Below are 14,790 nucleotides of genomic sequence, written 5' to 3'. Positions count from 1 at the left end.
GTTAAAAGTCATAATATGGAAATTGAGGAATGGACATGCTACACGGCGGTGAAATATACGAACTGAATATTGAATATGACTTTTCGGTAAATCTTAATCCGCTACCATGTCCACAGGATGTAATAAGCGCTATTAGATGTGCCGGCGATAAGATTTCGTTGTATCCGGATACAAATCAGACTGAATTTAGAAGAGCAGTTGCCGCAGCTGAAGGCAATGGCATCATGCCATCAAATATTATTGGAGGAAATGGCGCTTCGGAACTTTTGGTATCTGTCCTTAGATATCTTGATCCCCGAAGAGTTCTTATTCCTGTACCATCATTCTATGGCTACCGCCATGCTCTTAATATGCTAAGTAGTTGTATGGTAGAAGAGTATATTCTTCGTGAGGACAATGATTATATTTTGGATGAGGAATTTATTGGGAGAATAACTCATGAAACTGACGCAGTAATAATTGCCAATCCAAATAATCCCACAGGAAGATGCATTTCTGTAGAAATCCTTGATGAAATCATTAATAAATGTAAAAGTGCAGGGACAGCACTTATTATTGACGAATGCTTTATAAGACTGTCATCAGGAACAAGTGCGATTAAATATTTCAGGGAATCAGGCAGATTTCCGAATCTTTTTATAATAAATGCATATACCAAGCTTTTCTCAATTCCGGGAGTGCGTTTAGGATATGCTATTTCGAATGAAAAAAATATTGAAGGTATAAGTAAGTTTTTACCTGAGTGGAATCTCTCAGTATTTGCAGAAAATGCAGGGATTGCCTGCGCAAATATTTTAGAAAAAAGCACCTATGAAAAGGACTCTGCAGAGCTTATAGAAGATGGCAGAAAACGGCTTTCTGCAGCCTTTGAAAAAAAGGGAATAAAAGTTTTTCCTTCTGAAACAAATTTTATTTTGATAAAGACTGAGCGCAAGTTATACGAAAATCTGCTTGAATACGGCATACTGATACGAGACTGCGAGAATTTTCGCGGCCTTGGCAAGGGGTTTTATCGCATAGCGGTCAAAGATAAAAAAAGTATCGACAGATTGATCCAAATATGCAGTAAGCTTTAATCGGAAGTTTAATACTCATCTCTTGTGATATTGCGAAGCCATTTTCTGCTTCTGTAATGACCTATAACCCAAGGCCACTTTACGAATTCGTCTGTGCACAGAAGGAAATATACCCACATGGGAGGGAGCTTTAAAAGGGCTGCAGCGATGAAACCGAGAGGAACTGCATAGCACCACATGTCGATGGTATCACATATTGCGCCGAATCTGCTGTCACCACCTGCACGAAAAACTCCGGCAATCAGGGTGGTGTTAACTGCGGCACCCATTACATAGTAAGTATTAATAAAGAGCATAATTTTAAGATAGTGTTTTCCCATGGGAGTGAGATTGGCAAATCCCAAAAAGGCAGGGATAAGGCATAATATTATGAGACCGCCTATAGCTCCGAAAAGCACAGTCATTTTCATCAATACCTTCGATGCTTTATCAGCATCCTCAAGTCTGTTTTCGCCGATTATCTGGCCAAGTAAGATTCCACCTGCACTAGCAACTCCAAAGCATAGGATTGTTCCGAAATTTCTTGCAAGAGATGTGAAGGAGTAGGCTGCAACCACATCAGTTCCAAGGAACTGACCGATGATAACAGAGTACATTGAGAATGCAAGTCCCCAGGAAACATCATTGATCATTGCAGGAAGAGCCATTTTCAGGAAGTCTTTCAAAAGCAGATCATTTTTTATGAACATAAATGAGAGCTTAAGTTTTGCGTTTTTACTTCTGACTGAAACTGCAATACACAGAATAAGTTCAATTACTCTGGAGATAGATGTGGCGAGTGCAACGCCGGCAGCTCCAAGCTTTGGAGCTCCGAACAGGCCGAATATGAACACCGCATTTAGCAATATGTTTAAAGAAAATGCGATTGTATTTAAAACAGTGGAGATAGTTACACGACCGATACTTCTGAGAGTAGCAAGATAAATTTCAATTATTCCCCAACAAACATAGGCAACACTGATATTTTTCAGATATGACGCACCTATGGTAATAAGTTCAGGGTCAGGCGTAAACACACGCATCATCTGTCTTGGGAAAATAAAAGCACTGCCTGCAAAAATAAAAGCTGCAAGCAGTGAAAATCGCAGTGCAATGCCCTCAACCACATCAATTGCGCGCATGTCGCCTTTTCCATAGTATTGAGAACACAGCATGGTAACACCGGTTCCAAGACCGTAGAAGACCATGAAAAGAACACTGGCATATTGTGCTGCAAGCGAAACCGCCGATATATGACTTTGTCCCACATAATTGAGCATTACAACGTCAGCGGAGTTTACTGCTACGCTAAGAAGGTTCTGAAGGACTATCGGTATGGTTAGTTTTAGTATTTGAGCACGATAATCGTCTTTTCTTTTCATGGTCTTTACCTTTTGTTTTTTAATTTGAGATGGATTTTGTTTTCCACTTCCCGACTCTGTACATTACAAAGGTTATGAAAGCACCTATTGTCCAGGTCACCAGCATGGATAACTGCATCATATAACAGTTGCCCTGAGGCATATCAGGAGTCTTGGTGAGGTTTACGAATATATAAGCCATGGGTACTCGCATAAGTATTGATGAAAACATGGAAATCCACATGGGAGTCATAGTGTCACCCGCGCCTCGCATAATACCGGACAGGCATTGGGTAACTTCCATAGCTATGTAACCTATTATAAGTATACACATCATATTATAGCTCATATCTATAAGTGATTGTGTGCTTGTGAAAATTCCCATTATGAATTTTCCGAATATTAGTATCATAACAGAAAGAACGGCAGATATTCCCATTGCAGCAAGAGTTCCGCTCTTGGCTCCATGGCTTACTCTGTCAAGCTTCCCGGCTCCGATGTTTTGGCCGGCAAAGGTTGTCATTGCTGAACCAAATGAAAATGCAGGGAGCATAACAAATCCGTCAACACGCATTACAATAACGTTTGCTGCTATGTAAAGCTCGCCAAAAGTATTAGTCAGGTTTTGAACGACTATCATTGACATGGAGAAAATAGCCTGTGTAACACCTGAGGGAAGACCGAGCTTTATGAGAGTATTAACGTAGTACTTCTCAGGGAAAAGATATTCCTTTTTAAAATCAAAAACGGAATTCATTTTTGTAAGCTTCCAAAGTGAAAGGAAAGCCGACACGAACTGAGCAAGTACGGTAGCAAGTGCAACACCGGCCACTCCCATTCGGAAATAAGCTACAAAAACAAGGTCAAGGACAATGTTGAGAACTGTTGCCACAAGCAGATATAAAAGCGCTGAAACAGAATCTCCGAGACCTCTCAGGATACCGCTCATGATATTGTAATATCCACCACCTGCGATACCTATGAATATGATCCATAGATAACTGGTACACCAGTCTATGATACTTTCAGGGGTTCCAAGAAGCTCCAGGATAGGCTTGGTTATTAAAGGACCGACTATCATGATGAACAAAGATGCAATCCCTGTAAGCGTAATGCTTGTACCTATAGATTTTGAAAGTTCCTCTCTTTTCCTGGCTCCGAAATATTGAGAAACCATAATGGAGGCGCCGACAGCCACACCCATAAAAAGAACAAGCATAAGGTTCAGCAGAGGGCCGGCGCTTCCTACAGCTGCAAGCGCATTATCTCCAACAAATCGTCCTACTATTATACTGTCAACAGTATTGTATAGCTGCTGTGCGATATTACCTAAAAGCATGGGAATAGTGAATTTGATTATCTGCTTTACAGGCGAGCCTTCAGTCATATCCACAGGAGCAAATAAATTCTTAATGTTCATATTTCCTCCATTTTTTATATAATTTTTTATTGATTTTTTGTTAGATGTTATCTCAGAAAAATGATGGACGGAGACTAATCAATAAAATATTGCGTACAATTTATTATAATATCACAAACTACATTTTATGTGAATAGACAAATAAATTTTTTTTCTTATTTAAAATAAGTGGGTTTTCTTGACTTTTTATTTTCTCATGGTTAAACTAGTTTGCAGAGCGTTGAAGATGTGGGGAAGTCCCCAGGATGTTCTGTACTACAACCCAGAGAGACCGGTCAGCGGCTGAGAGCCGGTTTTGTATAGGCAGTTCGGAAGTTTCGCATTGGAGCCTGAATTTAAGATTGAAATGAGTGTCTGTTATTTTTTATAGCAGGAATCAGGGTGGTACCGCGGATTATATTCGTCCCTTACATCTTTTTGATGTAAGGGATTCTTTTTATACCATTATATCAATTAGCCCGATGGGTATTTGACTTTGAAATTCAGAGCCATTATGAAAGGAAGGTAAAAATGATTAAAGAGCAATTAGACAAGATCAGGGAGAATGCACTTAAGCAGATCAGTGAGACTGAAGGTCTCGATATGCTTAATGATATCCGTGTAAATATCCTTGGTAAAAAGGGAGAGCTTACTAGCATCTTAAAGAGTATGAAGGATGTTGCACCTGAGGACAGACCTAAGGTTGGTCAGATGGTAAATGAGGTTCGTGAAGAGATTGAGAAGAATCTTGAATCCACAAAGAAAAAACTTGAAGCAGCAGTTCGTGAGGCTAAGCTTGCAAGTGAGACCATCGACGTAACTCTTCCCGCAAAGAAGAATAATGTTGGACATCGTCATCCCAATACGATTACTCTTGAGGATGTTGAGAACGTATTTATCGGAATGGGATATGAAGTTGCGGAGGGTCCTGAAGTAGAAAAGGATTACTACAACTTTGAAGCACTTAATATTCCTGCAGATCACCCTGCAAAGGATGAACAGGATACTTTCTATATAACCGGAGATCTCCTTCTTCGTACACAGACATCTTCAACACAGGTTCATGAGATGGAAAAGGGAAAGCTCCCTATAAAGATGATAGCTCCCGGCCGTGTATTCAGAGCTGATGAAGTTGATGCTACACACAGCCCTAGCTTCCACCAGATTGAGGGTCTTGTTATTGATAAGGGTATTACTTTTGCAGACCTTAAAGGTACACTTGCTGAATTTGCAAAGGAGATTTTCGGTGAGGATGTAAAGGTTAAGTTCAGGCCTCATCATTTCCCCTTCACTGAGCCTTCTGCAGAGATGGATGTAAGCTGCTTTAAGTGTGGTGGAAAAGGATGCCGTTTCTGTAAGGGTGAAGGATGGATTGAAATCCTTGGTTGCGGAATGGTTCATCCTCACGTACTTGAGATGAGTGGAATCGATCCTAAGGAGTACACAGGCTTTGCTTTCGGACTTGGTCTTGAGAGAATTGCTGTTTTGAAGTACGAGATTGATGACATGCGTCTTCTGTACGAGAACGACATCAGATTTTTGGAGCAGTTTTGAGGGAGGAACTATAATATGGTTCCGACCGACAGGGCAGGATTACGAATTAATTGTGCCAATACATAATTTTTGGAGGATTTAACATGGATGCAAATTTGTCATGGATTAAAGCATATGTACCGGATTTAAATGCCGGCGATCAGGAGATTCTTGATGCACTTACACTTTCCGGAACAAAGGGAGAAGGTTTTCATCGTCTTGATAAGAACCTTGAAAAAATAGTAGTTGGTCAGATAGATAAGATTGAGCCTCATCCGGATGCAGATAAGCTTGTGATCTGCCAGGTAAACATCGGATCAGAGAAGATCCAGATAGTTACAGGTGCTAAGAATATGAAGGAAGGAGATAAGGTTCCCGTTGTTCTTGATGGCGGAAGAGTAGCCGGCGGACATGACGGAAGCCCGAATCCTGAGGAAGGAATTAAGATTAAAGCAGGTAAGCTTCGTGGCATTCCCAGCCAGGGTATGATGTGCTCAATTGAGGAGCTTGGATCTTCAAAAGATTTTTATCCTGAAGCACCCGAGGATGGTCTATACATTTTCCCCGAGGATACAGAGGTGGGAGCAGATGCCGTAGAGGTACTGGGACTTCATGATACTGTTTTTGAATTCGAAGTAACAAGTAACCGTGTAGACTGCTATAGTATTCTTGGCATTGCAAGAGAGGCTGCTGCTACATTCAAGCTTCCTTTCAAGGCACCCGAGGTAAAGGTAGAGGAGACAGCTGAAAAGGCATCTGATTACATTTCAGTTGAAATCAAGGATGCTGACCTTTGCTCACGCTATTGCGCAAGAGTCTGCACAGATATAAAGGTAGGTCCTTCACCTGAGTGGATGCAGAGAAGACTTGCTGCTAACGGAGTAAGACCTATCAATAATATCGTAGATATCACAAACTATGTAATGCTTGAGTATGGTCAGCCTATGCATGCATTCGATCTTTCAACCATTGCAGGTAACAAAATTGTTGTTAAACGCGCAAAGGATGGAGAGAAGTTTGTAACTCTTGATGGACAGGAGAGAAACTTAGACAGTGAAGTTATAATGATATGTGACGGAGAAAAGGAAGTTGCAATCGGCGGAATCATGGGCGGCGAGAACTCCATGATAACAGAGGGTGCTAAGACAGTTCTGTTCGAGGCAGCTACATTTAACGGACCTAATATCCGTAAGAGTGCAAAGAGAATCGGACTTCGTACAGATGCTTCAGGTTTCTTTGAAAAAGGACTTGATCCAAACAATGCAGAGGATGCTATTAACCGCGCCTGCCAGCTTGTTAATGAGCTCGGCTGTGGAAAGGTTACTTCAGGAATTGTTGAAGCCAAGTCACCCATCAAGCCTCTTAACAGAATCGTATTTGAACCTGACAGAATAAATGCACTTCTTGGAACTGATATCGACAGACAGACAATGCTTGAGATTTTTGAGAGAGAAGAGCTTGTATATGATGAAGCTTCCAATGAGATTATAATTCCCAGTTTCAGACAGGACCTTATCGGAATGTGTGATATAGCTGAGGAGGTTGCAAGATTTTACGGATATGATAAGATACCGTCAACTCTTCCTAAGAATGCTCCTACAACAGGTAAGCTTACATTTAAGATGACAGTTGAGAAGACAGCTCGTGAGGTTGCTCAGTTCTGTGGATTTTCACAGGCTTACGGCTATTCCTTCGAGAGCCCCAAGGTATTCGATAAGCTTCTTCTTGCTGAGGATGCACCTGAGAGAAATGCGATAAAGATATCCAATCCTCTGGGAGAGGACTTCTCGATAATGAGAACCATTCCGCTTAATGTTATTCTTACAAGCCTTGCTACAAACTATAAGCGCAGAAATAAGGATGTTAAGCTTTACGAGATAGCTAATATTTATATCGCAAAGGAACTTCCTCTTAAGGAGCTTCCCGACGAGAGATCACAGTTTGTTCTTGGTTTCTATGGAGAAGGTGATTTCTTCACAATGAAGGGTGCTGTTGAAGAGTTCCTTGGACAGATTGGTATGGCAGATGATCTGGAGTATAATGCTAAGGCAGGAAAGCCTTTCCTTCATCCCGGACGTCAGGCACTTATCAGCTTTAAGGGTAATGCAATAGGATACCTTGGAGAGGTTCATCCTGAAGTACTTGATAATTACGGAATCGGAACAAGAGCTTATATAGCAGTTCTTGACCTTCCTGCTATCGTGCCTTTTGCAAACTATAACCGCGTATATACAGGAATAGCTAAATTCCCTGCTGTTACAAGAGATATCAGTATGGTAGTTCCTTCAGAAGTAACAGCCGGGGATATCGAGAAGATGATCAAACAGCGCGGCGGTAAGAAGCTTGAGAAGCTTGAATTGTTTGATATCTACGAAGGATCTCAGATTGAGAAGGGCTTTAAGTCAATGGCCTATTCGCTTGCATTCAGAGACAAGGAAAAGACACTTGCAGATGATGAAGTAAATGCAGCAATGAAGAAGATTCTCAACGGCCTTGAGAGCCTTAATATATCTTTGAGAAGCTAATAATCCGATTAGCAAAAAGGAGTAGAAATGATTAAAAAGAACGTATGGACAAAATACAATGCAAAACAGCTTAAGGAAGTTGAAGCTTTTGCAGATGATTACAAGAACTTCCTCGACAATGCAAAAACAGAGCGCGAAGCTATAGACTGTATAGTTAATGAGATTGAGGAGGCAGGCTATCGTGAGCTCAACACACTTATAGGAACAAAGACAAAGCTTAAAAAGGGTGACAAGGTTTATAGCGTATGGATGAATAAGTCCATCGCTATGTTCCAGATAGGATCAGAGCCTCTTGAAAACGGAATGAATATTCTTGGTGCACACATTGATTCACCCAGAATGGATGTAAAACAGAATCCTCTTTACGAAGATACAAGTATTGCTTATCTTGATACACATTATTACGGTGGTATCAAGAAGTATCTGTATGTTGCAATCCCGCTTTCTCTTCACGGAGTAGTTGTGAAGAAGGATGGCACTACAGTTCAGCTGAATGTAGGTGAGGATGAGGATGATCCGGTATTCTTTATAAGCGATCTTCTTATTCACCTTTCAGGTGACCTCATGAATAAAAAGGCTGCTCAGGTAGTTGAGGGTGAAGCACTTGACCTTGTTGTCGGAAGCAGACCCTTCGTAGTTGAGAGCGACGAAAAGAAGAAGGATGAAAAGAAGAATTCAAAGCTTACAGATGGTCAGCAGTATGCTGTTGATTATGAAAAGGCTGAGAAGGAAGAAAGCGGCAAGATCAGTGGCGCAGTAAAGAGAGGAATTCTGGGCATCCTTAATGATCTTTATGGAATAGAGGAGGAAGATTTCCTTTCAGCTGAGCTTGAGATAGTTCCTGCAGGAAAAGCAAGAGATGCAGGCTTCGACAGATCAATGATCCTTGGATATGGCCAGGATGACAGAGTTTGCGCTTATCCTTCAATGAGAGCTCTTCTTGAGGTTAAGAATCTTAGCAGGACAGGCTGCTGCATTCTTGTAGACAAGGAAGAAATCGGAAGCGTTGGTGCTACAGGCATGCAGAGCAGATTCTTTGAAAACGCTGTAGCTGAGCTTATGAATCTCTGTGGCGACTACAATGACCTTAAACTTAGAAGATGCCTTGCTAATTCATGCATGCTGTCCTCAGACGTAAGTGCTGCTTTTGATCCTATGTATGCAGGACAGTTTGAGAAGAAAAATGCAGCATATCTTGGTCTTGGCCCTGTATTTAACAAGTTTACAGGAAGCCGTGGCAAGTCAGGTTCAAATGATGCCAATGCTGAATTTATTGCGCATATCAGAGGCATCTTTGAAGAGGATGATATTGATTTCCAGACTGCAGAGCTTGGTAAAGTAGATGTTGGTGGCGGCGGAACAATCGCTTATATTCTTGCCCTCTATGGAATGAATGTTATAGACAGCGGAGTAGCCGTACTTAATATGCATGCTCCTTGGGAAGCTACATCAAAGGCTGACATTTACGAAGCACTTCGCGGATATAAGACATTCCTGAACAAAGCCAGTCTGATGAACGAATAAATATCTGATAAGCGAAGCGTAAGCAGAATTGCAATAGGAGATATATAATTGAGCAATACAAATACAGGTGCGAAGGATCCGGAACTGGGCCTTCGCACAAGTGATTATTATTTTGATCTTCCGGAGGAACTTATAGCACAGGATCCGCTTCCAGCAAGAGATGATGCGAAGCTTCTTGTAATGAATAAGAACTCTGGGAAAATAGCACATAAGATTTTTCACGATATCATAGATTATCTGAATCCCGGTGACTGTCTTGTGTTAAATGACACAAAGGTAATACCTGCAAGACTTCTTGGTACAAAGAAGGATACAGGAGCTGCGGTTGAGATATTACTTCTTAAAAGAAGAGAAAATGATATCTGGGAGACTCTTGTAAGACCCGGGAAAAAGCTTCGTCCGGGTGCAGAAGTTACTTTTGGTGATGGACTTTTAAATGCAAAAATTCTGGATATTGTTGAAGAAGGAAACAGACTTGTTCAGTTTTCATACGAAGGCATTTTTGAGGAGGTCCTTGACAAGCTCGGTGAGATGCCGCTTCCGCCTTATATTACCCATAAGCTTCAGGACAAAAATATGTACCAGACAGTTTATGCCAAATATGAAGGCTCAGCTGCAGCACCTACTGCCGGACTTCATTTCACAAAAGAACTTTTGCAGAAAATTCAGGATAAGGGTGTTGACCTTGCCTATGTAACACTTCATGTAGGACTTGGAACATTCAGACCGGTTAAGGTTACCAATGTTCTTGAGCACCATATGCATACTGAATGGTATCAGGTAAATAAAGAAGCTGCGGATAAGATTAATAAAGCAAAAGAAAGCGGACATCGTGTTATCTGTGTGGGAACCACAAGCTGCAGGACAATAGAAAGTGCTGCAGAGGAAAATGGTCATATTGAGCCCTGTGCAGATAATACATCTATTTTTATTTATCCCGGATATCAATTCAAGGTTACAGACTGCCTTATAACTAATTTTCATCTTCCTGAATCAACTTTGGTCATGCTTGTTTCTGCTCTGGCAGGTAGAGAAAATGTTTTAAATGCATACAAGGAAGCTATTGATAGACGCTACAGATTCTTTAGTTTTGGTGATGCATGTTTCTTTACGGATGACGAAATTTAATATATATTATAATTATAATCACATATATTCGAGGGGGATATTATGGAAGAGAGAAGAAAGTATAAAAGGCTTGATCTTGATGGTGAGCTTATTATGAATCCGATTGGGAATAATACTGAGCCTGAAGCAGTTGCTATCTCAGTTATCAACTGTTCCAGAGCCGGAATGGGTTTCCAGTCTGATCTGCAGCTTACCATGGGCGATAACTATGAATGCAATCTCACTATATGGACAAAAGAGGTTCTTCATGTGTTTATTAAAATTGTTCGAGGAACAGCCCTGGAAGATAGTTACGAGTATGGTGCTATTTTTATAGGGATGCCTGAGTATGATAGACAGAGAATCTCGGTTTATGAGACAGTTCAGGATACTCTCGAAGAAATGTAGAGGAAGTTATCATGCATGTTTTTAGGGATTTAAAAATCGCGGTTGCAGGTGCCGGCTATGTCGGACTTTCAATCGCGACTTTGTTGTCACAGAGACATAAGGTTACAGTTGTTGATGTTATACCGGAGAAGGTGGATATGCTGAATAAACGCATACCACCCATTCGTGACGAGTATATTGAAAAATATTTTGCTGAAAAAGAGCTTGATCTTACAGCAACGACGGATGGTGCTGCCGCTTACAAGGATGCAGATTTTGTTGTTATTGCTGCACCGACAAACTATGACAGTAAGAAGAATTATTTTGATACAAGTGCTGTGGAGTCTGTTATCGAGCTGGTTAAGAGTGTTAATCCTGACGCTTATATGGTGATCAAGAGCACAATTCCTGTTGGCTACACTGAAAAAGTCAGAGTAAAGATGGGAACGGATAAAATATTATTTAGCCCGGAGTTTCTTAGAGAATCTAAAGCGCTCTATGATAACCTTTATCCCAGCCGAATTATTGTAGGTACTGATGAAGAAGACAGTGAGCTTACGAATGCAGCTCATGTTTTTGCAGATCTCTTAAAAGAAGGCGCACTTAAGGAAAATGTGGATGTGCTCTTTATGGGCTTTACAGAGGCTGAGGCAGTTAAGCTATTTGCTAATACTTATCTCGCATTGAGAGTGTCATATTTTAATGAGCTTGATACCTATGCTGAGATGAAAAACCTTAATACAGATCATATAATCAAAGGGGTATGCCTGGATCCCAGAGTAGGAGATTTCTATAATAATCCCTCTTTTGGATATGGTGGTTATTGCCTTCCTAAGGACACTAAGCAGCTTCTGGCCAATTATTCGGATGTTCCGGAGAACCTTATTGAGGCTATAGTTGAATCAAACAGAACCCGTAAGGACTTTATTGCAGACAGAGTCCTTGAAATTGCCGGAGCTTATGGCAATAGTGAAGCTTATGATGCCAGGAGAGAACATGAGGTTATTATCGGCGTATACAGACTTACCATGAAGAGTAATTCCGATAATTTCCGCCAGAGCAGTATACAGGGCGTAATGAAGAGAATCAAGGCAAAGGGAGCAACGGTAATAATCTATGAGCCCTCACTTGAAAACGGAACAACCTTCTTTGGAAGCCTCGTTGTTAATGATCTTGAGGAATTTAAGGATAAGAGTGCAGCTATAATAGCTAACAGATATGATTCCTGCCTTGATGATGTGGCTGATAAAGTATACTCAAGAGATATTTTTAGAAGAGACTGATACAAAAAAGTTAAAGCTCGCATGAAACATAATAGGCGTCATGCGAGCTTTTTGTGACTCTTTTTCTAAATTTAACGATTCAGAAATCACTTTAACATTTTTTCAAATTCATTAGATCCTTGAAAAAGTCAGGATAAGAGATTCCTACACACTTATCGTCAAGTATTCTTGTGGAACCTTCAGCTGCAAGCGCAGCTACTGCAAAACTCATGGCAATCCTGTGATCACCCTCGGAGTCAATGTCTGCTCCATGCAGTGTGTTGCCACCATGTATTATCATTCCGTCTTCGGTGGGCTCGATATCGGCACCCATAGCCTTTAAGTTTTTGCAGATTGAGTTGATCCTGTTGGATTCCTTTACCTTTAATTCTGCAGCATCCTTAATAATAGTAGTACAGTTTGCTGTAGCTGCAACTACTGCAAAAATAGGAAGTTCATCAATCATAGTGGGAATCAGTTTGCCTGAGACTTCAAATCTGCCGTTTTCATTTCCATGAAGCTCTGAATATCTGACATGAAGATCTGCCCTTGGCTCTATGGATTCATCAACATTTTCAAGCTGAATATCTGCACCCATCTGAGTGAGTATGCTCAAGATTCCTGATCTTGTCTTATTAATTCCAACATTGTGAATGATTATATCAGAGCCGGGAACAAGCAGTGCGGCAGCTATAAAATATGCAGCTGAAGAGATATCACCGGGGACATTGACCTTTATACCGCGAAGAGGAAGTCCCGGATGTAATATAGCGGAAGCACCACCCTTTACGTCAACTTCGTTGTGTATATCTGCACCGAAGGCGCGCAGCATGATCTCGGTGTGGTTCCTGCTAAGTGCGGGCTCGTATACTACTGTGTCGCTTTCTGAATATAAGCCGGCGAGAATTATGCAGGATTTCACCTGGGCTGAAGCGACAGGGCTGTGGTAGGATATGCCACGAAGCCTTTTTCCTCCTTTGATTATTAGAGGTGTACAGTCATTACCAAGTGCAGATGTAATATCAGCACCCATCTGTGTCAGGGGCTTTATTATTCTGTTCATAGGGCGCTTTTCAATTGAACTATCCCCTGTGATCATGGAATCAAAGGGCTGTGCAGCCAGAATTCCTGATAAAAGTCTGGTTGTTGTACCGCTATTTCCGGTGTAAAGAGTAGAAGACGGAGCACTTAGTCCATGTAGCCCTTTACCATGTACTGTTATGGTGGGGACACCATTCATAGGTCTTTGAGAGTGCTCAATCAGAATGCCAAGTTGTTTAAAACATTCGATGGTAGAGAGACAATCCCCGCTTTTTAAGAAGCCTGTTATTTCAGTGGTTCCTTCAGAAAGAGCACCGAACATAATGCTTCGGTGTGAAATTGATTTGTCCCCCGGTACAAATACATTACCTGTTAAAGGTTTAGAACTTTTTTCAATACTTATCATGGTTAGTTCCCTCTTTTTTTCTCGGTCTGAATATATTAAGTGTTAAAAAGTATTAGTCAATAGATGGATATCCATGTGTTTCCAATAGTTTTAATGCTTTTTCCATGGCCTTGTCATCATGGAATTCTATACTTAATGTACCATGTTCAAACTCTCTGTTATGAACAATTCCTATATTTTTGATATTTATTCCGTTTACTGACAGAAGAGTAGCAACTGATGCAATATTACCCGGCTCATCAGCGATATCAACACGAATGACATAGGTTTTCTGAATCGGTCCTCGGCGAAGATCGTTGAAGGAATCCCTGTATTCTCTTGCTGATGAGAAGAAATCCATTAAGCCGTCACCGTCTGTTTCATCTATCACAGCTTTCATCTCATTTAAATAACTTATGTATCTATCAAGAAGAACAGAGATGTTCTTGTGATTCGTAAGACATATCTGCTGAAGCATAACAGGAGATGAAGATGAAATTCTTGTGATGTCTTTAAATCCGCCTGCTGCAATCATTTTCATAAGACCATCCGACGAATCACTGTCATGAACAAGATTTACCAGGCAACCGCTAATAACATGCGGTACATGACTTACGGCTGCAGTTATGAAATCATGCTGCTCATAAGGAATGATCAGAGGTGTAGCACCCATCATCTCAACAAGCTCTCTGTAATTCTCCAATCTTTCGTCAGTGGTTTTTTCAGTTTTGGTAAGAATATAAAAAGCATTTTCCAAAATAGAAGCTTTGGAATTAATGTAGCCTATACGCTCTGTACCGGCCATGGGGTGTCCGCCGATAAACTGTTCTTCAAGTCCTAGCGCTTTAACGTGCTCGTGAATACTTGTCTTAACGGAGCCTATATCAGTAAGAGTGGTCTTTGGATTTAAAAAAGGCTTGATCAGAGAGAGGTTATCGTTGTTTCTCTCAATAGGTGCACATAAAAAAATGTAATCACATTCTGAAAAACGCTCATCAACTTTATCGCAGGCGATGTCGACTATGCCGTCTTCCTTTGCTCTGAGTGATGTTTCAGGATGTGGCGTATATGAAATAATACGGATTTTTGGATTTTTAGCTTTCATAGCTCTGGCCATGGAGCCGCCTATGAGACCAAGGCCAATAAATCCGCAGGTTAAATTATCAGTATTCATGAAAAAACTCCTTGGAAACTACTATTAGAGCAAATGC

At 40.9% G+C, this 14,790-nt stretch carries 11 protein-coding genes; 7 read left to right on the top strand and 4 right to left on the bottom strand.

What is annotated here, in order from left to right:
* The first annotated feature begins 29 nt into the window (after positions 1-29).
* Complete coding sequence (locus ACHCNF_RS02955) at positions 30-1,076, top strand: pyridoxal phosphate-dependent aminotransferase (RefSeq protein ID WP_408071306.1); 1,047 nt, start codon at positions 30-32, stop codon at positions 1,074-1,076.
* A gap of 8 nt (positions 1,077-1,084) precedes the next feature.
* Here ACHCNF_RS02955 and ACHCNF_RS02950 read toward each other — a convergent pair whose 3' ends face one another.
* Together ACHCNF_RS02950 and ACHCNF_RS02945 are read right to left on the bottom strand one after the other, a co-directional pair.
* Positions 1,085-2,437: an MATE family efflux transporter gene (locus ACHCNF_RS02950; RefSeq protein WP_408071305.1), complete on the bottom strand. Its 1,353-nt coding sequence runs from the start codon at positions 2,435-2,437 to the stop codon at positions 1,085-1,087.
* Between the two features lie 19 nt (positions 2,438-2,456).
* The gene (locus ACHCNF_RS02945; RefSeq protein WP_408071304.1) at positions 2,457-3,836 is read right to left on the bottom strand and encodes an MATE family efflux transporter; all 1,380 of its coding nucleotides are present in this window, start codon (positions 3,834-3,836) and stop codon (positions 2,457-2,459) included.
* A 513-nt stretch (positions 3,837-4,349) separates the two neighbouring features.
* Between ACHCNF_RS02945 and pheS the strand changes: the two genes are divergently transcribed.
* From pheS to ACHCNF_RS02915, 6 genes are all read left to right on the top strand, one after another.
* On the top strand, positions 4,350-5,369 hold the full coding sequence (pheS, locus tag ACHCNF_RS02940; RefSeq protein WP_408072183.1) for a phenylalanine--tRNA ligase subunit alpha: 1,020 nt from the start codon (positions 4,350-4,352) through the stop codon (positions 5,367-5,369).
* An 83-nt stretch (positions 5,370-5,452) separates the two neighbouring features.
* Positions 5,453-7,873, top strand: coding sequence for a phenylalanine--tRNA ligase subunit beta (gene pheT / locus ACHCNF_RS02935; protein ID WP_408071303.1), 2,421 nt, complete (start codon positions 5,453-5,455; stop codon positions 7,871-7,873).
* 27 nt (positions 7,874-7,900) lie between these two features.
* Positions 7,901-9,397 carry an aminopeptidase gene (locus tag ACHCNF_RS02930; protein ID WP_408071302.1) on the top strand — a complete coding sequence of 499 codons (1,497 nt, stop codon included), beginning with the start codon at positions 7,901-7,903 and terminating at the stop codon, positions 9,395-9,397.
* 48 nt (positions 9,398-9,445) lie between these two features.
* Positions 9,446-10,525, top strand: a complete 1,080-nt coding sequence (gene queA, locus ACHCNF_RS02925; protein WP_408071301.1) for a tRNA preQ1(34) S-adenosylmethionine ribosyltransferase-isomerase QueA — start codon at positions 9,446-9,448, stop codon at positions 10,523-10,525.
* A 42-nt stretch (positions 10,526-10,567) separates the two neighbouring features.
* On the top strand, positions 10,568-10,912 hold the full coding sequence (locus tag ACHCNF_RS02920) for a PilZ domain-containing protein (RefSeq protein WP_408071300.1): 345 nt from the start codon (positions 10,568-10,570) through the stop codon (positions 10,910-10,912).
* Positions 10,913-10,923: 11 nt separating this feature from the next.
* A complete protein-coding gene (locus tag ACHCNF_RS02915) occupies positions 10,924-12,174 on the top strand; it encodes a nucleotide sugar dehydrogenase (RefSeq protein WP_408071299.1) in 1,251 nt (416 codons plus the stop codon).
* A 91-nt stretch (positions 12,175-12,265) separates the two neighbouring features.
* Here the strand turns inward: ACHCNF_RS02915 and aroA are convergent, their stop codons facing one another.
* Positions 12,266-13,600 (bottom strand): 3-phosphoshikimate 1-carboxyvinyltransferase, encoded by a 1,335-nt coding sequence (gene aroA, locus ACHCNF_RS02910; protein ID WP_408071298.1) that lies wholly within the window; start codon positions 13,598-13,600, stop codon positions 12,266-12,268.
* Between the two features lie 52 nt (positions 13,601-13,652).
* Positions 13,653-14,753, bottom strand: a complete 1,101-nt coding sequence (locus ACHCNF_RS02905; protein ID WP_408071297.1) for a prephenate dehydrogenase/arogenate dehydrogenase family protein — start codon at positions 14,751-14,753, stop codon at positions 13,653-13,655.
* Positions 14,754-14,790: the final 37 nt, after the last annotated feature.

This window comes from Butyrivibrio sp. NATIVEDY162 (assembly GCF_045999815.1).
In the GTDB taxonomy this organism is placed as follows: Bacteria; Bacillota; Clostridia; order Lachnospirales; family Lachnospiraceae; genus Butyrivibrio.
The sequence above is the reverse complement of the archived record's forward strand: the minus strand, read 5'-3'. Positions and strand labels throughout refer to the sequence as shown.